This window comes from Agromyces sp. Y782, assembly GCF_059445405.1.
In genome coordinates, this window is record NZ_JCAIUG010000001.1 from 1,864,882 (window position 1) to 1,886,621 (window position 21,740).

At 68.3% G+C, this 21,740-nt stretch carries 22 protein-coding genes; 20 read left to right on the top strand and 2 right to left on the bottom strand.

The genetic code is table 11. The annotated features are described in order from the left end of the window. Nucleotides 1–115 precede the first annotated feature (115 nt). Entirely contained in the window at nt 116–601 is a 486-nt protein-coding gene (locus AC1C2S_RS08525; RefSeq protein WP_495352087.1) for a GNAT family N-acetyltransferase, read from the bottom strand. A gap of 155 nt (nt 602–756) precedes the next feature. On the opposite strand from AC1C2S_RS08525, the gene AC1C2S_RS08530 reads away from it, so the two are divergent. From AC1C2S_RS08530 to AC1C2S_RS08605, 16 genes are all read left to right on the top strand, one after another. Continuing rightward, a complete protein-coding gene (locus AC1C2S_RS08530; protein WP_495352088.1) occupies nt 757–1,830 on the top strand; it encodes a metal ABC transporter substrate-binding protein in 1,074 nt (357 codons plus the stop codon). Between the two features lie 4 nt (nt 1,831–1,834). Then, nucleotides 1,835–2,623, top strand: a complete 789-nt coding sequence (locus AC1C2S_RS08535; protein ID WP_495352089.1) for a metal ABC transporter ATP-binding protein — start codon at nt 1,835–1,837, stop codon at nt 2,621–2,623. 47 nt (nt 2,624–2,670) lie between these two features. Further along, nucleotides 2,671–3,636, top strand: a complete 966-nt coding sequence (locus tag AC1C2S_RS08540; protein WP_495352090.1) for a metal ABC transporter permease — start codon at nt 2,671–2,673, stop codon at nt 3,634–3,636. Further along, on the top strand, nt 3,636–4,478 hold the full coding sequence (locus tag AC1C2S_RS08545) for a metal ABC transporter permease (RefSeq protein ID WP_495352091.1): 843 nt from the start codon (nt 3,636–3,638) through the stop codon (nt 4,476–4,478). The genes AC1C2S_RS08540 and AC1C2S_RS08545 overlap by 1 nt, the downstream gene beginning before the upstream one ends. Beyond that, entirely contained in the window at nt 4,475–4,876 is a 402-nt protein-coding gene (locus AC1C2S_RS08550) for a Fur family transcriptional regulator (protein ID WP_495352092.1), read from the top strand. Before AC1C2S_RS08545 ends, AC1C2S_RS08550 begins: the two co-directional genes overlap by 4 nt. A 370-nt stretch (nt 4,877–5,246) precedes the next feature. Then, nucleotides 5,247–6,740 carry a quaternary amine ABC transporter ATP-binding protein gene (locus AC1C2S_RS08555; RefSeq protein ID WP_495352093.1) on the top strand — a complete coding sequence of 498 codons (1,494 nt, stop codon included), beginning with the start codon at nt 5,247–5,249 and terminating at the stop codon, nt 6,738–6,740. After that, nucleotides 6,737–7,690: an ABC transporter permease gene (locus AC1C2S_RS08560; RefSeq protein ID WP_495352094.1), complete on the top strand. Its 954-nt coding sequence runs from the start codon at nt 6,737–6,739 to the stop codon at nt 7,688–7,690. The genes AC1C2S_RS08555 and AC1C2S_RS08560 overlap by 4 nt, the downstream gene beginning before the upstream one ends. 274 nt (nt 7,691–7,964) lie before the next feature. Next, the gene (locus AC1C2S_RS08565) at nt 7,965–8,861 is read left to right on the top strand and encodes a glycine betaine ABC transporter substrate-binding protein (protein ID WP_495352095.1); all 897 of its coding nucleotides are present in this window, start codon (nt 7,965–7,967) and stop codon (nt 8,859–8,861) included. Nucleotides 8,862–9,014: 153 nt separating this feature from the next. Beyond that, nucleotides 9,015–9,917: a glycine betaine ABC transporter substrate-binding protein gene (locus tag AC1C2S_RS08570; protein WP_495352096.1), complete on the top strand. Its 903-nt coding sequence runs from the start codon at nt 9,015–9,017 to the stop codon at nt 9,915–9,917. 207 nt (nt 9,918–10,124) lie between these two features. Continuing rightward, a complete protein-coding gene (gene gad, locus AC1C2S_RS08575) occupies nt 10,125–11,495 on the top strand; it encodes a glutamate decarboxylase (RefSeq protein ID WP_495352097.1) in 1,371 nt (456 codons plus the stop codon). Nucleotides 11,496–11,526: 31 nt separating this feature from the next. Beyond that, nucleotides 11,527–12,228: a YrhK family protein gene (locus AC1C2S_RS08580; RefSeq protein WP_495352098.1), complete on the top strand. Its 702-nt coding sequence runs from the start codon at nt 11,527–11,529 to the stop codon at nt 12,226–12,228. A gap of 197 nt (nt 12,229–12,425) precedes the next feature. After that, entirely contained in the window at nt 12,426–12,662 is a 237-nt protein-coding gene (gene rpmB, locus AC1C2S_RS08585) for a 50S ribosomal protein L28 (protein WP_495352099.1), read from the top strand. Beyond that, entirely contained in the window at nt 12,662–12,829 is a 168-nt protein-coding gene (gene rpmG, locus AC1C2S_RS08590) for a 50S ribosomal protein L33 (protein WP_022892462.1), read from the top strand. The genes rpmB and rpmG overlap by 1 nt, the downstream gene beginning before the upstream one ends. Nucleotides 12,830–12,831: 2 nt before the next feature. Then, on the top strand, nt 12,832–13,137 hold the full coding sequence (gene rpsN / locus AC1C2S_RS08595) for a 30S ribosomal protein S14 (RefSeq protein WP_495352100.1): 306 nt from the start codon (nt 12,832–12,834) through the stop codon (nt 13,135–13,137). Between the two features lie 337 nt (nt 13,138–13,474). Then, nucleotides 13,475–13,762 carry an HU family DNA-binding protein gene (locus AC1C2S_RS08600; protein ID WP_139415757.1) on the top strand — a complete coding sequence of 96 codons (288 nt, stop codon included), beginning with the start codon at nt 13,475–13,477 and terminating at the stop codon, nt 13,760–13,762. A gap of 88 nt (nt 13,763–13,850) precedes the next feature. Continuing rightward, nucleotides 13,851–16,016, top strand: coding sequence for a bifunctional copper resistance protein CopD/cytochrome c oxidase assembly protein (locus AC1C2S_RS08605; RefSeq protein WP_495352101.1), 2,166 nt, complete (start codon nt 13,851–13,853; stop codon nt 16,014–16,016). A 19-nt stretch (nt 16,017–16,035) separates the two neighbouring features. Here the strand turns inward: AC1C2S_RS08605 and AC1C2S_RS08610 are convergent, their stop codons facing one another. After that, complete coding sequence (locus AC1C2S_RS08610) at nt 16,036–17,082, bottom strand: hypothetical protein (RefSeq protein WP_495352102.1); 1,047 nt, start codon at nt 17,080–17,082, stop codon at nt 16,036–16,038. Between the two features lie 137 nt (nt 17,083–17,219). Here AC1C2S_RS08610 and AC1C2S_RS08615 point away from each other — a divergent pair, with 137 nt between their 5' ends. The 4 genes from AC1C2S_RS08615 (at nt 17,220) to AC1C2S_RS08630 (ending at nt 21,635) form a co-directional block, all read left to right on the top strand. After that, entirely contained in the window at nt 17,220–18,527 is a 1,308-nt protein-coding gene (locus AC1C2S_RS08615; RefSeq protein ID WP_495352103.1) for an ATP-dependent DNA helicase, read from the top strand. Nucleotides 18,528–18,632: 105 nt separating this feature from the next. Next, nucleotides 18,633–19,955 (top strand): serine hydrolase domain-containing protein, encoded by a 1,323-nt coding sequence (locus AC1C2S_RS08620; protein ID WP_495352104.1) that lies wholly within the window; start codon nt 18,633–18,635, stop codon nt 19,953–19,955. A 137-nt stretch (nt 19,956–20,092) separates the two neighbouring features. Continuing rightward, nucleotides 20,093–20,938, top strand: coding sequence for a class II glutamine amidotransferase (locus AC1C2S_RS08625; RefSeq protein WP_495352105.1), 846 nt, complete (start codon nt 20,093–20,095; stop codon nt 20,936–20,938). Nucleotides 20,939–21,035: 97 nt separating this feature from the next. Further along, the gene (locus AC1C2S_RS08630) at nt 21,036–21,635 is read left to right on the top strand and encodes a hypothetical protein (RefSeq protein ID WP_495352106.1); all 600 of its coding nucleotides are present in this window, start codon (nt 21,036–21,038) and stop codon (nt 21,633–21,635) included. Nucleotides 21,636–21,740 lie beyond the last annotated feature (105 nt).

Sequence of the window (21,740 nt, forward strand, 5' to 3'; positions counted from 1 at the left end):
TTCGAGACAACCGGGAACTCATCCCGGTCGCTGGCAGCGGGCCGAAGCGGTCGCCGCCCGCACCTCCGGCTCAATCCTTCTCGAATGGTGCGTTCACCCGTTGAGGCGGCCGTCGTTACAGGCGCAATTCGTACGTGATGGCGTCAGGCGTGCGTGACGCCTGAGTGAATCCGGCGCGCTCGAGCGCGTGCCGCGCCGGCAGGTTGGCGACCTCGGCCTCGGCTTGAAGTGCGGCGACACCCGCGCTGCGCGCCAAGTCGACTACGGCCGTGACCGTGTGCAGCGCAAGGCCCTGGCCGCGAACGGCCGGCACGAGACCGAATGCGAACTCGACGGCGCCGTCGGTGCCCGGCGGGCCGAAGAGGTTCACTCCCCCGATGGCCGCACCGTCGTCGCCGCGGCGCACGAGGTAGGGCCCGAACGGGGCGGGGTCGCCGTTCTCCTGCACTGCGCGAAGGTACTCGGCGAGGAGCTCGGGTTCGTCGGTGAAGGCGTACGCGCCTTCCCATCCGTCATGAGGGTCGACCTCGCCGGAGAGCACGCGCTCGGCATCTGCGACGGTGAACGGATGCAACGTGAGGGGGGTCGTCGTCGTATCCACGTGCTTCACTCTCCCATGTCGGTGCGACACTCGCCAGACCTCTCCACAGGATGACGGCGGGAATGATTCACCCGTCGACCGATGTTCACCGAGTATGCGGGGGGCCGTTCTCTGATGGTTTTGACAATCATTATCAATAAGCTTATTGTGAAGACATGACCGCCCGATCCAACGCCGTTCGACGCCGCCAGCTCGCCTCGTTCGCAGGCGGGGCGGCCCTTGCGGCGGCGACGCTCGTGCTCGCGGGATGTGCGGCCCCCGCGGCATCCGATGACGGCCCCGCCGGCCCGACGATCGTCGCGACGACGACCCAGGTCGGCGACTTCACCCGCGAGCTCGTCGGCGACACCGCCGCGGTCACCGGACTCCTCTCCTCTGGCCAGAGTGCACACAGCTTCGACCCCTCGGCAGCTCAACTGCTCGCCCTCTCCGAGGCTGACGCACTCGTCGTGAGCGGCGGCGGGCTCGAAAGCTGGCTCGACGACGCGGTGCAGGCGTCGGGCTTCGACGGTGCGCTCATCGACGCCAGCATCGGCGTCGAGCTCTACGGCACCGACGATCACGAGCGCCACGAAGCCGAGGCGGCCGACGAGGCCGACGAGGCCGGTGCCTCCCACGAGGCCGAAGACGCGCACGAGGGTCACGACCACGGCGCCGGGAACCCCCACATCTGGACCGACCCCGAGCTCGCCGAACAGATGGTCGAGAACATCGCGCACGGGCTCCTCGAGGTGCCGGGCGTCGATACGGCGACGATCGAGGCGAACGAGTCCGCATACCTCGAGCAGCTCGAGGCGCTCGATGCGTGGATCGAGGAGAACATCGCGGCGGTGCCGGCGAGCGAGCGGCTGCTGGTCACCAACCATGACGCATTCACCTACTTCGTCGATGCCTACGACATCACATTCGTCGGCAGCATCATCCCGAGCTTCGACGACAACGCGGAGCCGAGCGCGGCAGAGATCGACGCGCTCGTCGAGCAGATCGGAGCGACGGGCGTGAAAGCGGTCTTCTCCGAGGCATCCATCTCGCCCAAGGCCGCCCAGACGATCGCGGCCGAAGCGGGCGTGACCGTCTACTCGGGCCCCGACGCCCTGTACGGTGACTCGCTCGGCGTCGCCGGCAGCGACGGTGAGACCTACCTCGGCAGCCAGATACACAATGCACGGCTGATTCTCGAGTCGTGGGGAGTCGTGCCTTCCGCGGTCCCTGCGGCACTGCAAGGATGACTTCATGAGCGACTCCCCCGTGCTGCGCCTGCACGCCGCCGCCTTCACGCATCCGGGCGGCGCCGGCGTGAGCGGTCTTGAGCTCGCGATCATGCCCGGCGAAGCCGTCGCGCTGATCGGACCCAACGGGGCCGGCAAGTCGACCTTGCTCAAGGGCATCCTCGGCCTCGTGCCGCGTACCGCTGGCACGATCGAGTTCGGTGAGACCGACCGCGGTACCGCGGCGCGCACCTCGCATTCCGAGAATGGAATGGTCTCGTTCCTCCCGCAGTCGGCGGAGCTCGACAGCGACTTCCCGATCAGCCTCGAGCAGGTCGTCATGCAGGGCCGCTACCGCGGACTCGGGCTGTTCCGGTGGCCGGGGCGTGCGGATCGCGCGGCGGTGCGGCGATCGCTCGAGGCGGTGGGGCTCGAAGGGCTCGGCAAGCGGCCGTTCGGCGAGCTGTCGGGCGGTCAGCGACAGCGGGGCCTCCTCGCCCGCGCACTCGCCTCGGATCCGGCGCTGCTGCTGCTCGATGAGCCGTTCAACGGGCTCGACCAGGCGAATCGCGATGCCCTCGTCGACACGATCCGCACGCTGAAGACCCGCGGAGTCGCAGTGATCGTCTCGACCCACGACCTTGAACTGGCGCGTCTCGTGTGCGACACAGTGGTGCTCGTCAACGGCACGCAACTCGCGAGCGGCCCGGTCGACGAGGTGCTCACACTCGGCAACGTGCAGGAGTGCTTCGAGGGGCTCGAGGTCGAGCTCGACGAGCACACCCTCGTCGTGCCGGGCCACGAGGGGCACTGAATGCCCCGCGAGACATATACGGTGTCGAACGCAGTGAATGGCGACGGATGTCGCTGACCGATGCGCTCTTCGGGGCATTCGCCATCCCGTTCATGGCCCGCGCTCTGCTCGTCATGCTCGTGCTCGCCATCGTCGCGGGCGTCGTCGGCGTGCTCGTCAACCTGCGAAGGCTCGAGTTCATCAGTGATGGACTGACGCACGCGGTCTTCCCCGGACTCGCCATCGGACTCGCGGTCGGGGGAACGTCGGGGCTTCTGCCGGGTGCGGCGATCGCAGCACTCGGCGGCGCGCTCGCGCTCACCTGGCTCGATCGAGCGGGCATCACCTCCGACGCAGCGATCGCCATCGTGCTGACCGCGACCTTCAGCGTGGGCGTCATCGTGGTGTCGCGAAGCGACGACTACGCCGGCGAGCTCGAGGCGCTGCTCTTCGGGCGAGTGCTGACCATCCCCCCTGCCGAAGTGGCACCGCTCATCGTCGTGAGCCTCGTCGCGCTCGGCATGGTGGTGTTGACGATGAAGCAGCAGCTCTTCCGGGCGTTCGACCCGAAGGGGAGCCGTGCAGCGGGCAACTCGGCGCTCGTGCTCGATCTCGTGCTGAACTCGGCGATCGCACTCGTCGTCGTGGCGGCGGCGAGCACGATCGGCACGTTGCTCGTGCTGGCCCTGCTGATCGTGCCGGGTGCGGTCGCGCGGCTCGTGACGACACGGTTGTGGTGGTTGTTCCCCGTGGCGGTCGTCTTCGCGGCCGTCGCGGCGTGGCTCGGGCTGGCCGTCGGGTTCGCGGTGTCGGTCGGCGCGGGCGTCGACCTGCCGGCTGGCAGCACCGTGGTCGCGGTGTTCGTGGTCGGGTACGCGTTGGTGCTGCTCGTGAGCTCGGTGATCAGGCGTGGCCGAGCGGGTTCGCGGGTGGGTCTCGATACGCGGCCTCCTGCGTCGGGCGCTGCTCGACCGGCGGGTGCGGCGGGGTCGGGCGCTGCTCGACCGGCGGATGCGGCGGGGGAGTCGCGCTGATGGGGTACTTCGAGCGGGCGCTCCTCGCAGCGATCGTGATCGGCGCCGGCGCCGGATTCGTCGGCGCCCTCGTCGTGGTGCGCCGGCGCACCTTCTTCGCGCAGGCGCTCACCCACGGCACGTACCCGGGCGCGGTCGCCGCGGCGGCGCTCGGGGTGAGCGTGCCGGCGGGCGCAGCCGTGGCATCCGTCGTTCTCGTCGCCGTGATGGCGGGCATCGCACGCGTGAGGCGGCAGGGCGCACAGGTCGCCGCAGGAATCGTGCTGACCGGTGGTTTCGCAGCCGGCGCCCTCCTCCAAAGCGTGATTCCCGGGCTGCCGGTGCGGGCCGAGTCGCTGCTCGTGGGCTCGATCCTGACGGTGAGCGACGGAGATATTCTGCTCGCGGCATCCGTTGCGGTGATCGCGGTCGTCTGCGTCGTGCTGTTCGGCAAAGAGATCGCGTTCTCGACGTTCGACCCGAACGGGTTCCGTGCCGCCGGATACCGAGAATGGCCGGTGGAACTGCTCGTGCTCGGCCTCACGGCGGCCTCGGTCGTGAGCTCGCTGCCGGCGGTCGGCGCGATTCTCGCGATCGCCCTGATCGCCGCACCCGCGGCGGCCGCTCGAGTGGTCGTGCGCTCGTTCCGCGGCATCCTCGTCGTCGCACCCGTCATCGGCGCAGCGGCGGGGGTGCTGGGAGTGATCGCCTCACGGGCGTTCGCGATTGCGGCCGGCCCAGCGATCGCGCTCACCGCCACCGCCTTCTTCCTGCTCGCACTGGGAATCTCCAAGCTGCGAGGACTACCGTTGAATCGAGTCGCCATACCGGTGGAGACCGCAGAGGACGCCCGCATCGCATGAAGCGCAACACCTGGCAACGAGAGGCCGTTCGCGAAGCCCTCGACGACACCGAAGGGTTCATCAGCGCGCAGGCGCTGCACTCGACGCTGCACGCCGGCGGCTCGCCCATCGGCCTGGCCACCGTGTATCGCGCGCTCGGCGATCTCGCCACCTCGGGTGAGGCCGATTCGCTGCAGTCGCCCGATGGCGAAGCGCTCTACCGCGCGTGCAGCACGACGGGCCACCATCACCACCTGATCTGCCGCAACTGCGGTCTCACGGTCGAGATCGCCGCTGACGAGGTCGAGACCTGGGCGAAGGCCGTTGCCGCCGAGCATGGATTCACGGGTGCGGCGCACGTCGTCGATGTGTTCGGGTTGTGCGCCAACTGCACGAAGCTGCAGGCCGTGGGGGCGTAGGGGCTGCCGTTCGGCTCGATTTGCAACGATAAAGCCCAGGTCAACCCGATATTCATACGATTCGATTTGGGTTGTGCGGAATACGTCGATACGGTGGACGAGGTCCTGCAAGACCCAATCGCCTAGTCCGCGCACGATTATGCCGAATTGGCATGGTGGAGCGTACGGTTCGGCGGCGGAGCACCGGCCCCGATGACCGAGTGCGACGAAGGTGTGATTCGCCCGCGACCACAGCACCGCGTCGCGAGCTCGAGTTCGGCCTTCCGACTCGCCGTCAACCCGGCCGTGACCCAAGAGTCAGCATCGCCCGAATGCTGATCGCGCACGTACGTCGTGTGCGGCATTCGGCGTGCGCTCCGGGAGCCCGTTCATGACCGATACGTCTGCACTCGCCGACACCACCGCACTCGAGGTGCACCGCCTCACCAAGTTCTTCGGCCGAAAGCCGCGCGAGGCGTTGGAGCGCCTGCGCGCCGGCGCGAGCCGCACCGAGCTCGCCCCGCTCGGCACCGCGGCCGTGATCGACGCCGAATTCACCGTGCAACGCGGTGAGATCTTCGTTGTGATGGGCCTCTCCGGCTCGGGCAAGTCGACCCTCATCCGCACGCTGAACGGACTGCTCGAACCGACCGGCGGGTCCGTCACGGTGATGGGGGAGACCATCACCGGAATGACGCCGAAGCGATTGCGGGAGGTTCGCCGCCGCCACGTGTCGATGGTCTTCCAGCACTTCGCGCTGCTGCCGCACCGCAACGTTCTGGAGAACGCGGCCTACGGCCTCGAGATCCAGGGGGTTCCGGCCGCCGAACGGCGCGAGCGCGCCGAGCACATCCTCGAACGCGTCGGGCTCGGCGGATGGGGCGACAAGATGCCGGCCGAACTCTCGGGCGGCATGCAGCAGCGAGTCGGTCTCGCCCGCGCGCTGGCATCCGACACCGACATCCTCCTCATGGACGAAGCGTTCTCGGCCCTTGATCCGCTCATCCGCAAGGAGATGCAGGAGCAGCTCGTCGAACTGCAGCAGGAGCTCGGCAAGACGATCATCTTCATCACCCACGACCTCAACGAGGCGATGTTCCTCGGCGACCGCATCGCCATGATGCGCGACGGCCGGATCGTGCAGATCGGCACCGCCGAGGAGATCCTCACGGACCCCGCTGACGACTACGTCGCCCAGTTCGTGCAAGACGTCGACCGCTCCCGCGTGCTCACCGCTGGCAACGTGATGGAGGCGCCGCGCGCGGTCGTCACGGCATCCGCCGGCTCCCGGGCCGCCCTCCGATCGATGCGCGATCTGCAGACCTCCATGGTGTTCGTGGTCGGCAGCGGCCGGCGCCTCCTCGGCGTCGTGCACGACCGCGACGTGCTGCGGCTCGTGCAGCGCGGTGAGCGGTCACTCGAAGCCGCCATCAGCGACGACCACCCGGTGGTCAGCGCAGACGAGCACCTCTCCGAGCTCTTCGAGAGCGCCGTCGAGAGTCAGCTGCCGCTCGCGGTCGTCGACGAGCAGGGCCGTCTGCTCGGCGCCGTGCCCAGGGTGACCCTGCTCGCGGCGCTCGGCAACGTCTCGACGAACACCGCCGAGATGTCGATCATCGAGACGCCCGCCACCATCCCGGTCGACGTGATCACGGCGACGCTGCACCGCACAGCCCGGCCCGATACCGCCCTCGCCGACGCTGCCGACGAGTCCGCGGTCGCCGCGGCCGCGGCGGAGGCAGCCGACATCCGTGCCGAAGCGTCGACCCGCGATGCCGACGCGATGCGAGCCGATGTCGACGTGATGCGAGCGGATGCCGACGTGATGCGAGCGGATGCCGACGTGATGCGAGCGGATGCCGCGGGGGAGAGGAGCCCGGCATGATCGACTTCCGTCTTCCGCTCGGCGAGTGGGCCGCTGCCTTCATCCACTTCATCACCGACGTGCTCGGCGGATTCTTCACCGTCGTGCGAGGGGTCTTCGCCGGCTTCTACGATGTCATCGACTTCGTGCTGCAGGCACCGCCGTTCTGGATCGTCATCATCGTGCTCGCCGGCGTCGCTTGGCTCGCCAAGGGGTGGAAACTCGCCGTCGGCACCGTCGTCGGCCTGCTCGTGATCGTCGGCGTCGACCAGTGGGACAACGCCATGTCGACGCTCGCCCTCGTGCTCGTCGCCTCGCTCATCGCGGTCGTGGTATCCGTTCCGCTCGGCATCCTCGCCGCGCGCTCCGACGTCGCGTCGAAGATCATCCGCCCGATCCTCGACTTCATGCAGACGATGCCAGCGATGGTCTACCTCATCCCCGCCCTCATCCTCTTCCGCGTCGGGGTCGTGCCCGGCATCGTCGCGACCATCATCTTCGCGATGGCCCCGGGCGTGAGACTCACCGAGCTCGGCATCCGGGGTGTCGACAAGGAGGTCGTGGAGGCGGGCCAGGCGTTCGGCTCATCGCCGTGGCGCATCCTCCGGCAGATCCAACTGCCGCTCGCGATGCCGAGCATCATGGCCGGGGTCAACCAGGTCATCATGCTCTCGCTCTCGATGGTCGTCATCGCCGGCATGGTCGGCGCGGGCGGCCTCGGCGGCATGGTCGTGCAGTCCCTCACGCGCATCGACGTCGGGCTCGGCTTCGAGGCGGGCCTGTCGGTCGTGATCCTCGCGATCATCCTCGACCGGGTGACCGGCGCGCTCGGCACCAAGCGCAACCCGAACCGGCGCAGACAGTCGCAGGTGACGGATGTCGCTGAGCCGGCCGATGCCGAGCAGACCGATCTGGCGCACGAGCGTGTGCCTGCGGCATCCGCGGCCCGCGCTCGCATTCCCGTCGCCTGACGTCCGCGCCTCACCCTCGCAGCAATTCAGGAGCGGAGGTGTGTCGCGGTCGGATTCCCGGCGGAATCCGGGCGACACGCCGGCGCGAACCTGAATTGCGGACATCCCGAACCACATCCCGAACCACATCCCGAACCACATCCCGAAGTACATCCCGAAGTACATCCCGAAGTACACCCCCGAAGCTCGGGCGCGCGACATCCGCTCGCCCAAGAGGCCGCTCAGGCGGCCATCCCCAACACCCGTGCCACAGCACACGGGAGGAAAGGAACACATGAAGAAGCGCATGCTCACCGGAGCCCTTGCACTCGGAGCGGTCGCCGCTCTCGCACTCAGCGGCTGCGCCGCCGACGCCGGAGCCGAGGCCCTCGAGAACGGTGACCAGAAGGACATCACGATCGCCGTATTCAACGGCTGGGACGAAGGAGTCGCCGCGAGCGAGCTCTGGAAGGCCGTGCTCACCGAGCAGGGCTACGACGTGACCCTCGAGTACGCCGACCCGGCCCCTGTCTACACCGGTCTCACGACCGACGACTACGACGTGACGCTCGACACCTGGCTGCCGATCACGCACGCCGACTACATCGAGCAGTACGGTGACGACCTCGTCGACCTCGGCTCGTGGAACGACGACGCCAAGCTCACCATCGCGGTGAACGAGGACGCCCCGATCGACTCGCTCGAGGAACTCGCCGCGAACGCCGACCTCTTCGGCAACCAGCTCGTCGGCATCGAGCCGGGCTCGGGGCTGAACCGGGTCACGACCGACGAGGTCATCCCGACGTACGGGCTCGACAAGATGGAGTACGTGACGAGCTCGACGCCTGCGATGCTCGCCGAACTGACCGCGGCCACCGAGAACGGCGAGAACGTCGCCGTGACCCTCTGGCGCCCGCACTGGGCCTACGACGCGTTCCCGCTGAAGGACCTCGAGGACCCCGAGGGCACCCTCGGCGACGCCGAGGGCATCCACTCCTTCGGCGGCAAGAGCTTCGCGGCGAACTACCCCACGGCCGCGGGCTGGCTGAAGAACTTCGCGATGGACTCCGAGCTGCTCTTCTCGCTCGAGAACGCGATGTTCAACAGCGGCGCCGACTCCGACGACTACGCACCGGTCGTCGAGCAGTGGATCGCCGACAACCAGGAGTACGTCGACTCGCTCACCGAGTAGTCAGGCAATCGAGCGGCATCCGCTCGGCAATCACGACAGGCGGCGGCTTCCACACGGGGCCGCCGCCTGTGCCATACCTCCCGCCGAACAGCGGCGGGCGGATCGACCCCGGACACGCCGGGGATCCCGCACGGCTGCGGGAGGAAGGAACACATGAAGTCCCGCACCATCGTCGGAGGAATCGCTCTCGGCGCGGCATCCATGCTCACCCTCACCGGCTGCGCAGCAGGCGAGGCCGAGACCGTCGAGAACGGAGACCGCGCCGACGTCACGATCGCCGTGTTCAACGGCTGGGACGAGGGCATCGCCGCGAGCGAACTCTGGAAGGCCGTGCTCACCGAGCAGGGCTACGAGGTCGAACTCGCCTACGCCGACCCCGCGCCCGTCTACGCGGGCATCGCGACCGGCGACTACGATCTGAACCTCGACTCGTGGCTGCCGGTCACCCACGAGGACTACGTCGAACAGTACGGCGACGACCTCGTCGACCTCGGCTCGTGGAACGACGGCGGGCGCAACATGATCGCTGTGAACGAGGATGCCCCGATCGACTCCCTCGACGAGCTGGCCGAGAACGCCGATCTGTTCGACAACCGCATCGTGGGCATCGAGCCCGGTGCAGGGCTCACCCGCCTCACGAAGGACGAGGTCATTCCCGCCTACGGGCTCGACGAGATGGACCTCATCGAGTCGTCGAGTCCGGCGATGTTCGCCGAACTCTCGGCGGCGACGGCGGCGGGGGAGAACATCGCGGTGACGCTGTGGAGTCCCCACTGGGCGTGGGAGGCGTTCCCGATCAAGGTGCTCGAGGACCCGCTCGGCGCATACGGCGCCGCCGAGGAGATCCACATCCAGGCGCGGTCCGACATCGAGGAGGAACTCCCGACGCTCGCCGGTTGGCTGCGCGGCTTCGAGATGGACTCCGATCTGCTGCACTCGCTCGAGAACGCGATGTTCAACGGTGACGATGCCGGTGCAGGCGACGGCGACTTCAACGCGGTCGTAGCCGAGTGGATCGCCGACAACCGGGAGTACGTCGACTCGCTCACGAAGTAGCGCGAGGCGAACAGGGCGGGTGACGGATGCCGCGGCATCCGTCACCCGCCTTCGTCATGCCGAGGGGTATCGGCCGCGAACGCGCTGGCGTAATGTTCGGCGAGATGGTGATCCGGCCCGGGGGGCCCGGCACTTCAGGTCGACTGCCCTCCGGCGGGCACGCGTGCGGCGTGGGCCCGGGCCCCGGGCTGACGGGAAGGACCGACCATGGCCCACGATCCGAGCGTGCTCGCTCCGACATTCGCGAGGACGGCAGTGCGATCCGTCGCCCCCAGGCTGACGATGCCCGATGGCGAGATGGACCCCACGACGGCCTATCAGATCGTGCACGACGAGACGATGCTCGATGGCAACGCACGCCTCAACCTCGCGACGTTCGTGGCGACCTGGATGGGCGACGAAGCCGACCGCTTGTACGCCGAGTCGTACGACAAGAACATGGTCGACAAAGACGAGTACCCGCGCACCGCCGCGATCGAGGAGAACTGCTGGCGCATGCTCGCGTCGCTCTGGAACGTGCCCGACGTCGCCGACTCGATCGGCACCTCGACGATCGGCTCCTCCGAGGCGTGCATGCTCGGCGGTCTCGCCTTCAAGCGTCGCTGGCAGATCGCCCGGCGTGCAGCCGGCAAGTCGACCGAGAAGCCCAACCTCGTGATGAGTTCGGCCGTGCAGGTCTGCTGGGAGAAGTTCTGCAACTACTTCGAGGTCGAGATGCGCCTCGTGCCCATCTCGGAAGAACACCCCACCCTCGACGGGGCCCAGATCGAGCAATACGTCGACGAGAACACGATCGGCGTGGTCGCGATCATGGGCGTGACGTACACGGGCATGTACGAGCCGGTGAAGGAGATCGCCGAGGCCCTCGACGCCCTGCAGGAGAAGACGGGTCTCGATGTGCCGATCCATGTCGACGGGGCATCCGGCGCCATGATCGCACCGTTCCTGCAGCCCGAGATCGAGTGGGACTTCCGCCTCGAGCGGGTGCACTCGATCAGCACTTCGGGGCACAAGTACGGGCTCGTCTACCCGGGCGTCGGCTGGGTCGTGTGGCGCACGCTCGATGCGCTGCCCGAAGAGCTCATCTTCCGGGTGAGCTACCTCGGCGGCGACATGCCGACCCTCGCCCTCAACTTCTCGCGGCCGGGCGCGCAGGTGCTGCTGCAGTACTACCAGTTCCTCCGCCTCGGGCACGAGGGCTACACCGCGGTGCAGCAGGAATGCCAGGACGTCGCGAAGTACCTCGCGAAGGGCATCGCCGCGATCGGCGCGTTCGACCTGTGGAACGACGGGTCGGACATCCCGGTGTTCGCGTGGCGACTGAAGCCGGGCCACACCGACAAGTGGAACCTGTACCACCTCTCGGATCGCCTGCGCATGAAGGGCTGGCTCGTGCCCGCCTACCCGATGCCCGACAACATGAACGACCTCACGGTGCAGCGCATCGTCGTGCGCAACGGCCTCAGCCGCGACCTCGGCGACGAGCTGCTCGAGGACATCCGAGTCGAGACGGCGTGGCTCGACGCGCTCTCCTCGCCGATGCCGACCGAGGGGCAGAAGCCCGGGTTCCACCACTGAGCGCGCAACGCTTCTAAGCGGAACGAGACGCATGCGAGCGGATGCCTCGGCGGCGATCCCGCCCGCCGATCGCAAGGGTCGGCGGCGCCTCCGCCTGCGCCGAGAGGCGTGGGGGTTCGTGATCGGATCGCTGTGCTTCTTCGTGGGCGCGGTGCCGTTCTACGCGGAGTGGGCGGGCCCCATCGGCGTCGGGGTGACCTTTCTCGTCGGCTCGATCTTCTTCACGCTGGCGGCGTTCATCCAGCTGAGCCTCAGCGGCCGCCGCCCGCCGAGGAAGGGAACGAACGCGGCCGATCGCTGGGACTGGTGGGCGGCGGCGATCCAGTTCGTCGGCACGCTCCTCTTCAACATCAGCACGGCGGCCGCGCTCGCCGCGGCCATCGCGGATCCGACCCGGCTCGGGGCGGGGTGGCGACCCGACGCGTGGGGCTCGGCGGCGTTCCTCGTCTCGAGCGTGTTCGCCGTGGTCGCGACGAGGGATCGTCACGCGCTTTGGGACACCGATGCCCGCTCGTGGCACGGCACCTGGCTGAACCTCGTCGGCTCGATCGCGTTCGGCGCCTCGGCGATCGGCGGGTACGTCGTGCCGCAGACCGATTCGCTCGTGAGCGCGTTCTGGGCGAACCTCGGTACGCTCGTCGGGGCGTTGTGCTTCCTCGTGGCGGCGCTGCTCTCGCGGCGCTCGATCGGCGTGGCCGGGCCCGCCGAGCCCGCCGGGCCCGCCGAGCGGTGACGAGCGCCGCGGCATCCGCTCGGTTCGGCCGCCCCCGCCTTTCTGGTAAGCTGGCTCGTTGGCTGGGTACTTCCACTGCCCATGCCGCGACAATCCCCATCAACGACACGCGAGAAATCGCGGGCATTCGCGTGGGGAAGGTCAGCAGACAAGAGACCTTGGGAGGGGCATCCGCCCCTCGGTATTGGAGGAAACCAATGGCAGCAGTGTGCCAGGTGACCGGAGCCATTCCCGGCTTCGGACACAACATCTCGCACTCGCACCGTCGGACGAAGCGCCGCTTCGACCCGAACGTGCAGAAGAAGACCTATTTCGTGCCGTCGCTGCGGCGCAAGATCACCATCAACGTGTCCGCCAAGGGCATCAAGGTGATCGACGCTCGTGGCATTGAGGCAGTGGTCAAGGACATGCAGGCACGTGGGGTGAAGCTCTAATGGCGAAAGCACAAGACATCCGCCCGATCATCAAGCTTCGGTCGACCGCCGGCACCGGGTACACCTACGTGACCCGCAAGAACCGCCGCAACAACCCCGACCGTCTCGTGCTCAAGAAGTACGACCCCGTAGTGCGCAAGCACGTCGACTTCCGAGAGGAGCGCTAGACATGGCGAAGAAGAGCAAGATCGCGCGCAACGAACAGCGCAAGGTGATCGTCGAGCGGTACGCCGCGAAGCGCCTCGAACTGAAGAAGGCGCTCGTCGACCCCAACGGCACCGACGAGAGCCGCGAGGCCGCTCGTCAGGGCCTGCAGAAGCTGCCCCGCAACGCATCGCCGATCCGCGTGCGTTCGCGTGACGCGATCGACGGCCGCCCCCGTGGCGTGCTCACGAAGTTCGGCGTCTCGCGCGTCCGCTTCCGTGACATGGCGCACCGCGGCGAGCTGCCCGGCATCACGAAGTCGTCCTGGTAACTCGACGACAGTAGGCGCAGCCGAGCACATCGACTCGCGCCCTGGCGCGAGCCGGTCAGCACCAGGCTTCACACGAACGGGACGTCCTTCGGGGCGTCCCGTTCGTCGTCTCCGGAGGAGACCGTTCGTCGCTGCATCACCGTCACGAACGCACGCCGAGAGCGAACGTTGCGCGACACGCCGAACCGAGTTGCCCAAAAGTACCGGAAATCCGCGGGATTCCGGGGGTCTCTGCTACATTCGAAGCGGCCTGATCGGCCATGGGGGCGGTTGAACGATCGTTCCCGAGAACTCACAAATGCTGTACCGAACAGCGAAGGTCCGAGGAGGACATTCAATGGCTGACAAGTCGCTCAACAAGACCGAGCTCGTCGCGAAGGTCGCAGCGTCGACCGGACAGAGCCAGGCCACCGTCGACGCCGTTCTCGGCGGTCTCTTCGAGGCGCTCGCCGAGTCCGTGGGCTCCGGCACCAAGGTCTCGATTCCCGGGTGGCTCGCCGTCGAGCGCACGCACCGTGCTGCACGTACGGGCCGCAACCCGCAGACGGGTGCCGAACTCCAGATTCCGGCCGGCTACTCGGTCAAGGTTTCGGCTGGTTCGAAGCTCAAGGCTGCTGCGAAGTAACTGCGACTTCCGGATGGGGCGTGCGGCGTGAGCCGCGCGCCCCATCGTTCGTTTCGGGCGCTCAGGCGCCGCCGTCTAGGCTGGTTCGGTGCCCCGCTCCGTTCGAGTGCTCGGTCCTGCCGCGCTCATCGCCGTCGCCCTCGCCGCGACGTTCTCCGGCCTCGCCTTCGGCGGGGGAGCGGCCGAGCAGCTGATCCAGGATCCCGGACCGATCGCCCGCTACGGCGTGCCGGTGGCCAAGCTGTTCGTGAATCTCGGCGCTGCGGGCATGATCGGTGCGCTCGTGCTCGCCGTGTGGGCACTCAGCCCGAAGCGACGCGAGTTCGATCTCGCGCTCGATGTGGCCGCGGCATCCGCTGCCGTCATGACCGTCGCGAGTGCCGCGACCGGCTTCTTCACCTTCCTGCTCGTGACGGCAGTGCCGTTCGACCTGAGTGATTCCTTCGGGCAGAAGCTCGGACAGTTCGTCACCACCATCCCGCTCGGGCAGGCGTTGCTCACCACGACGCTCGTCGCGGCGGCCGTCACCGTGCTGTGCTTCGCGGTGCGCAACCAGACCGCCCTCGTGTTCGTCACGGTGCTCGCGGTCACGTCGCTCGTGCCGCTCGCGCAGCAGGGGCACGCCGCCGGGGCGGCCGGGCATGCGGCGGCGATCACCGCGCTCGGCCTGCACCTCGTGTTCGCGTGCGTGTGGCTCGGCGGGCTCGTCACGATCGTGCTGCTGAAGGGCGAGCTCGGCGCGAAGCGGCTGCCCGTCGTGCTGGCCCGCTACTCGACGGTCGCGCTCATCTGCTTCATCGTGGTGGCGCTGTCGGGGTACGCGAGCGCGGCGCTGCGCATCGGCGAATGGGATCAGCTGCTCACGCCCTATGGCATGCTCGTCGTCGCGAAGGTCGTCGCGCTCATCGCGTTGGGACTGTTCGGTGCGGCCCAGCGGCGGTTCCTGATCGGGCGGATGTCGCGGGGTGCGGCATCCGTTGGTCGAGTAGCGAGCGCCAGCGAGCGTATCGAGACCGGTGATGCGGCGGCGGGTCTCGATACGCGTCCTCCTGCGTCGGGCGCTACTCGACCGGCGAAGGGTGCGGCGGGTCTCGATGCGTCGGGCGCTACTCGACCGGCGAAGGGTGCGGCGGGTCTCGATGCGTCTGGCGCTACTCGACCGGCGAGCGGTGGGCGTGCATTCTGGTGGCTCGTCGTCGCCGAGCTCGCATTCATGGGGCTCGCGTCGGGTGTCGCAGCCGCGCTTGCGCGCACGGCGCCCCCGGTGCCCGAGAAGGTCACCGCCGGTGTCGCCGACTCTCCCGCTCAGTTCCTGACGGGCGAGCCGCTGCCGCCGTGGCCCGAGTGGACGCGGTTCTTCACCGAGTGGAACCCCGACCTCATCTGGCTGCTCGCCTGCGGCTTCGGCATCTTCTTCTACCTCGCGGGCGTGCGTCGCCTCCACAAGCGCGGCGACCGTTGGCCCGTCTATCGCACGGTGCTCTGGGTCGCGGGCCTGCTGCTGCTCGCCTACATCACCAACGGCGGCGTGAACGTCTACGAGCAGTACCTGTTCTCGGCGCACATGCTCGCGCACATGGTGCTCACGATGGCGGTGCCGGTGCTGCTCGTGCCGGGCGCCCCGGTGACACTCGCGGCGCGCGCCATCCGTGCCCGCAAAGACGGCAGTCGCGGCGGCCGCGAGTGGATCCTGCTCGCCGTGCACTCGAAGTTCGCCGGCATCATCGCCAACCCGATCGTGGCCGCGGTGCTCTTCGCCGGGTCGCTGTGGGTCTTCTACTACTCGCCGCTCTTCCGTTGGACCATGCTCGACCACATCGGGCACGAGTGGATGATCGTCCACTTCCTCATCACGGGCTACCTGTTCGTACAGTCGCTCATCGGCATCGATCCGGTGCCGTACCGCCTGCCGTATCCGTTCCGGCTGGTGCTGCTGCTCGGCACCATGGCGTTCCACGCGTTCTTCGGACTCACGATCATGTCGAGCACGGGCCTGCTGCTCGCCGATTGGTACGGCGCGATGGGCTGGGGCACCGACGCGCTCATCGATCAGCAGCTCGGCGGCGGCATCGCCTGGTCGATCGGCGAGATCCCGACCGTGGCGCTCGCGATCACCGTCGCCGTGCAGTGGGCGCGCAGTGACGAGAAAGAGTCGAAGCGCCGCGACCGGCACGCCGACCGTACGGGCGACGCCGAGCTCGAGGCGTACAACGCGCAGCTCGCGGCGATCGCCGAGCGCGACGGCCGCAGTTAGGCGGCGAGGCAGGCGGAGGCTACTTCAGCTGGATCGCGATGGTGTCGTCGGGCTGGATCGTCGCCGAGAGGGCGATCGTGTACGGGCGATCCTCTTCGAGCGTGAAGTGGTGGCCGTCGAAGAGCGACTGCACATCGACCGAGATGTGCGCGACACCCTCGGTCGGCGGCATGTCGAACGATGACTCGCCGGGGGTGAGGGTGACCTGCGGCACGCTCACGATGCTCCACGCCGGCTCTCCGACGACGCGGTCGTCGATCTCGATGCCGAACGGGCACTCCGCCGGCTGCAGCACGGTCTGCGTGGCGCACTTCGCGAGGAAGTCGTCGACCCTGACCTGCACCCGCTCGACGAACGCAGCGGTCGGCTGCGCGTCGACCGTCACGGGCACACGCGCCGACGCATCCGCCTGCACCGACACCGGCACGGCTTCGAGCAGCACCGAGCTATACGAGAACTCGTAGACCGCCGGTGCGATCGCGAGGTACGGCGTGACTTGCGTGAACGCGGCGAGCTCGTCGCCGGATTTCGTCGCGCGAGAGTCGAGGGTGAGCGACCCCACAGTGAAGAGCGGGTTGTGCGCGGCGGTCACGTCGATCACGGCGAGCGGGCTGACCGCGAATTCCCAGCGGGTCAGCACGCCGTAGAGCGGTGCGATGGGTCGCACGTCGAAGGATGCCTCGACGATCGCGGTCTCGAGTCGGTAGGTGGCCGTCACCGTGTGCATGCCGTCGGCGTGCGCCACGTCGCTGACGATGCTGATGTCTTCGGGGCCGGACTCGACGACGCCGGTGCGGAGCATCGCCGTCGACACGTTCGCCGGCAGCCCGAGGGCTTCGAGCTCTTCGGCATCGAGCGCGACACCCGGGGTCGTCGAGGCGGTCGCGATGTCGTCGTTCGCGATGGCCGTGAGGTAGCGCTCGATGAAGTTCTGGGCACCGTAGACCGTCTGGTTGAGGGCACCGAGCGCGGCGAAGAAGGCGCCGATGACGAGCACCGCGAGCCCGGCCCAACCGGCGACGGACAGCGGCGACACCCGACTACCGCGCACTCCGGAGCTCCCCACCCGCCCAAGTCTAGGTGGGAGGCAGCGGCCGGGCCTGAGGATATCCCCAGCGCCGCGCAGGCCCCACGGCGAGACGGTTACAGTGGGAGCGAAACACCCGCCCCGCGGCATCCGCTCGCCGAATCGAAAGCGCCCCAGTGCAGAACGTGACCCTCAGCCGCGAGCAGGCGGCGGTGTTCCAGGCGATCGAAGGCACCCGTGAGCACGTCTTCGTCACGGGCCGCGCGGGCACCGGCAAGTCCACGCTGCTGAATCACCTGAACTGGCACACGCAGAAGCAGATCGTGATCTGCGCGCCGACGGGCGTGGCGGCCCTGAACGTCGGCGGCCAGACCATCCACTCGCTGTTCCGGCTGCCGATCGGGGTCATCGCCGACCACGTCATCGAGCAGAACGACACGGTGCGCAAGATTCTGAACGCCATGGACACGCTCGTCATCGACGAGGTGTCGATGGTGAACGCGGACCTGATGGATGCGCTGGATCGCTCGCTGCGACAGGCGAGGCAGCGGCCGCTCGAACCGTTCGGCGGCGCGCAGGTCGTGCTCTTCGGCGACCCCTATCAACTCGCGCCGGTGCCGGGCGACGCCGACGAGCGCGCCTACTTCGCCGACACCTACGACTCGATGTGGTTCTTCGACGCGAAGGTCTGGCGCGAGACCGATCTGCGCATCTTCGAGCTCGGCGAGATCCACCGCCAGCACGACGACGACTTCAAGCTCATGCTGAACGCGGTGCGGCACGGCCGGGTCACCGCTGAGATCGCCGGCGTGCTGAACAGTGTGGGTGCCCGCCGCCCCCTGCCCGAGCAGGGTGCGATCACGCTCGCGACCCGCAACGACACGGTCAACCGCATCAACCGCACGCAGCTGCACCGACTGCCAGGGCACTCGCAGGGCAACGAGGCCGAGGTCAACGGCGACTTCGGCGGCCGCGCGTTTCCCGCCGATGAGAACCTCGAACTCAAGATCGGCGCGCAGGTGATGTTCCTGCGCAACGACACCGCGATCGGGCCGGAGGGCCAGCGCTGGGTGAACGGCACGATCGGCACGGTGACCTCGCTCGACCGGGCTGTGCGCGTCGAGATCGACGGCGAGGAGCACGAGATCGAGCAGGTCACCTGGGAGAAGTACAAGTACACCTGGGACTCGACGCGCAAGAAGCTCGAGAAGCAGATCGTGGCCGAGTTCACCCAGTTCCCGTTGAAACTGGCTTGGGCGGTTACCATCCACAAATCGCAGGGCGCGAGCTACGACACCGCGATCATCGACCTCGGCCAGCGCGTCTTCAGCCCGGGCCAGACCTACGTCGCGCTCAGCCGGCTCACCTCGCTCGACGGGCTCTACCTGGCCCGCCCGCTGCGACCGAGCGACATCATCGTCGACCGCAATGTCGAGCGGTTCATGTCGGGCGCCGATCGCGAGATCGCGTCGTCGCCGAGCTGACCGCGTCGCGTTTGCGCAACGTTGCGGCGGCGGAGACCCGGCTGCACGGGCGCTACCGTAACGGCAGGTTACAATTTCAGTGGGCACACGGCTGAGGGGAGCTTGGTGGCTGCAGGAGCTAGGGGCAAATGGCGGCGAGGGCTTCTCGCCGTGGCGATGGGTGGCGCGCTCACGCTGACGATCACGAGCTGCACCGGCGGCTCGGTCGATCCGATGGCCGATCTCGATCCCGTCGATGCCGCCTTCGGCGAGCAACTCGCCGGTGAGCTGCAGGCGGTGCTCGACGAGGCCGTCGCCCTCAGCGGATCGAGCGGAGGCATCGCCGGCGCGTGGTCGCCGTGGTCGGGGGAGTGGACGGGTGCCTCGGGCACCGTCGACTTCAGCGAGACGCCAGCGCCGGTCGAGGTCGACACCGGGTTCCACCTCGGCACACTCACGACCGAAGTGACGTGCACGGTGCTGCTGCGGCTCGTCGACGAGGGACAGGTGCAGCTCGACGACGAGGTCGCGCAATACGTGGACTGGGTGCCGAGCCTCGACGGCATCACACTCAGGCAGCTGTGCCTGCACACTTCCGGCATCGCCGACTACTACCCGAGCCTGCGCACCCACTTCGTCGCGAACCCCGAACGCATCTGGCCGCCGAACGAGCTGCTCTCGAGCGGGCTCGCGCTGCCGCGCCCCGGGCCACCCGGTGAGCAGTGGGCGCAGTCGCGCACGGGCATCCTGCTCTTGGCGATGGCACTCGAGCGACGCACGGGGCTCAGCTGGAACGAGCTCGCCGAGCGCTACGTCTTCGACCCCCTCGATCTCGACGACACCTCGCTCCCGTCGCCGACCGTCACCGAGCTCGACGACAGCCTCGGCGCCTATTCCGCTGCGATCGCGCAAGACGGCGCGATCGACTGTGCGGTGCGTCGCGACGACACTTCGCAATCGAGCTCGATGGGCGGAGCGGCCGCCGGCGCCGTGTCGAGCCTCGAAGACGCGCGCCGGTTGAGCGCCGCGTTCGCGTCCGGCGCCTTGCTCGACGAGAGCACCGTTCGCACGCAGTGGACGTTGGTCCCGATGGGCGCCGACACCCCCGCATGGTACGGGTGGGGGCTCGGCGGGGCCGAGTACGGGCCGTTGCGTGGAACCGCGGGGGAGTCGACGGGGGCGCTCACCGCGGCGTTCACCGACCCGAAGAGCGGCCTCACCGTCGTCGTGGCGCTCAACAATTCGACGTCGGGTGCGGATTTCGTGCGTGAGACGGCGTTCGCGCTTGCTTCGCTCGCGTCCAAGGCGGGTGCGGCGGCCGGCCACGAACTGCCACTGGTCGAGTTGCCGTGGTCGTTCGAGCAGGCCACCACGAAGATGCGCGAACTCGCGAAGTGCCCGATCGCCGCGGAACCGGCTGCACCTGCGGAACCGGCACCTGCCGGCTGACGAAACCCTGCGTGCCACGAACGGAGTCGAACAGGGCGAAAGCGGTGCGTCACTGCGAAGCAAAACGGTGAGGAATGCTCGTGACGGCGCTAGGCTGACCGCATCCCCTGTCGGTGCCGACGAAGGAGTTGAGTCGCATGTGTCGCTGGCTTGCATACTCGGGAGAACCGCTCCAACCCTCCCTTGTGGTCCTCGACGCGCAGCACTCGCTCGTCGCGCAGTCACTCGATTCGCCACTCGGCGCCGAAACGGTCAACGGCGACGGCTTCGGCGTCGGCTGGTATCCCGTCGGCTCGACGGCGGGGAGCCATCCGTCGACGTTCCACAGCGTCGAACCGGCCTGGAATGACGAGAACCTCCGCGAGATCACCGAGTCGATCGAAAGCCCGCTGTTCTTCAGCCACGTGCGTGCGGCCGGAGGTCCGCCGATCCAGCGCACCAACTGCCATCCGTTCCGCCACCACAACTGGCTCTTCATGCACAACGGAGTGATCCACGGCTTCCACGAGATCAAGCGCGACCTCACCTTCGCGGTCGATCCGTCGCTCTACCCCCACATCCTGGGTACGACCGACTCGGAGGTGCTCTTCCATCTCGCCTTGACGTTCGGGCTCCTCGACGACCCGATCGCAGGCATGACGAAGGCCGTGCGGTTCGTCGAGGAGACCGGCCACGAGCACGGCATCGGGTATCCGATGCAGGGCACGGTCGCCATCGCCGACGGAGCGACGATCTGGGCCTTCCGGTACTCGTCGGAGGGTGAGTCGCGCACGTTGTTCCACTCCGTGGACATTCCGACGCTGCAGGAGATGTACCCGGATTTCCCCCGCCTGCATCTCTTCGGCCAGAAAGCGCGCGTCGTCGTCTCCGAGCCGCTCAACGACCTGCCCGGCGCATTCGTCGAAGTGCCGGAGTCGACCGTCGCGATCCTCGACGCCGACGGTTACCGGTACGAGCCGTTCATGGAGGGCGTGCACGTCTGAGCCTTCGCCGGGTTATCCTCGCGACCGGACCACAACGTTTCGAGGCATCCGTTCGTTGTGGAGTATGAGAGCCGATCTCACTGCTCGGGAGGCACGGATGTCCTATCTTCGATCTGCCGCGGCGCGGCTGCTGGCCGTCGTCGCCGGTGCGGCGCTCCTGTCGGGGTGCGCCCAGAACCTCTTGGCCGCACCGCTGCCCGAGCCCCCTGCACCGCTGCCCTCCGTCGTCGTGGAGGAACCCGATGCCCCGGCCGTGAAGTACGACGCCGTCGACTGCCGCACGCTCGACGGGCTGCTCGCGCCGTCACCCGACGCACCGGCGACGGATCCGATTCCCGAACCCGGGCGGATGCCCGCCGGATTCGTCGTCGTCGCGGCGCTCGGTTGCGACTTCGAGATGCGAGACGCGGGCCGGAGCGACGGCGCGCTCGACGTCGTGGTGACGATGACCCGGTACGAGGGTGAATTCGGCCCGCTGCTCGGGGCGCTCGCGGCACCCGATGACGTCGCCCCGCCCGACACGGTGTGCGCAGCCTCGATGGAGATCGTGCCACCGCTCTGGCTCGAGGGCGCCGACGGCTCGCTCATCTCCGTGCGCTACCCCGTCGATGTCTGCGGCAAGACGAAGCCGGCCGTCTCCGAGGCACTCGCGGCGCTCGACGTGGTCTCGGCCGACGAGTGGACGCCGCTCGACTGACGCGACGCGGGAACGAGGCCGCGCACCCTCGATCAGCGGGGTGAGCGTGCACGTCTGAGCCGGCCGGCGAATGGAGGCCCGCCGGCCACGCTGCGTCCGGTGCCG

What these genes read in the sequence shown, in the direction of transcription:
- AC1C2S_RS08580 (WP_495352098.1), top strand. Translation starts at nt 11,527, where the DNA reads ATGCGAGCGGATGCCTCGGCGGCGATCCCGCCCGCCGATCGCAAGGGT.
- rpmB (WP_495352099.1), top strand. Translation starts at nt 12,426, where the DNA reads ATGGCAGCAGTGTGCCAGGTGACCGGAGCCATTCCCGGCTTCGGACAC.
- AC1C2S_RS08540 (WP_495352090.1), top strand. Translation starts at nt 2,671, where the DNA reads ATGTCGCTGACCGATGCGCTCTTCGGGGCATTCGCCATCCCGTTCATG.
- rpmG (WP_022892462.1), top strand. Translation starts at nt 12,662, where the DNA reads ATGGCGAAAGCACAAGACATCCGCCCGATCATCAAGCTTCGGTCGACC.
- AC1C2S_RS08560 (WP_495352094.1), top strand. Translation starts at nt 6,737, where the DNA reads ATGATCGACTTCCGTCTTCCGCTCGGCGAGTGGGCCGCTGCCTTCATC.
- AC1C2S_RS08550 (WP_495352092.1), top strand. Translation starts at nt 4,475, where the DNA reads ATGAAGCGCAACACCTGGCAACGAGAGGCCGTTCGCGAAGCCCTCGAC.
- AC1C2S_RS08570 (WP_495352096.1), top strand. Translation starts at nt 9,015, where the DNA reads ATGAAGTCCCGCACCATCGTCGGAGGAATCGCTCTCGGCGCGGCATCC.
- AC1C2S_RS08600 (WP_139415757.1), top strand. Translation starts at nt 13,475, where the DNA reads ATGGCTGACAAGTCGCTCAACAAGACCGAGCTCGTCGCGAAGGTCGCA.
- AC1C2S_RS08530 (WP_495352088.1), top strand. Translation starts at nt 757, where the DNA reads ATGACCGCCCGATCCAACGCCGTTCGACGCCGCCAGCTCGCCTCGTTC.
- AC1C2S_RS08545 (WP_495352091.1), top strand. Translation starts at nt 3,636, where the DNA reads ATGGGGTACTTCGAGCGGGCGCTCCTCGCAGCGATCGTGATCGGCGCC.
- AC1C2S_RS08565 (WP_495352095.1), top strand. Translation starts at nt 7,965, where the DNA reads ATGAAGAAGCGCATGCTCACCGGAGCCCTTGCACTCGGAGCGGTCGCC.
- AC1C2S_RS08555 (WP_495352093.1), top strand. Translation starts at nt 5,247, where the DNA reads ATGACCGATACGTCTGCACTCGCCGACACCACCGCACTCGAGGTGCAC.
- AC1C2S_RS08625 (WP_495352105.1), top strand. Translation starts at nt 20,093, where the DNA reads ATGTGTCGCTGGCTTGCATACTCGGGAGAACCGCTCCAACCCTCCCTT.
- AC1C2S_RS08535 (WP_495352089.1), top strand. Translation starts at nt 1,835, where the DNA reads ATGAGCGACTCCCCCGTGCTGCGCCTGCACGCCGCCGCCTTCACGCAT.
- gad (WP_495352097.1), top strand. Translation starts at nt 10,125, where the DNA reads ATGGCCCACGATCCGAGCGTGCTCGCTCCGACATTCGCGAGGACGGCA.
- rpsN (WP_495352100.1), top strand. Translation starts at nt 12,832, where the DNA reads ATGGCGAAGAAGAGCAAGATCGCGCGCAACGAACAGCGCAAGGTGATC.
- AC1C2S_RS08630 (WP_495352106.1), top strand. Translation starts at nt 21,036, where the DNA reads ATGTCCTATCTTCGATCTGCCGCGGCGCGGCTGCTGGCCGTCGTCGCC.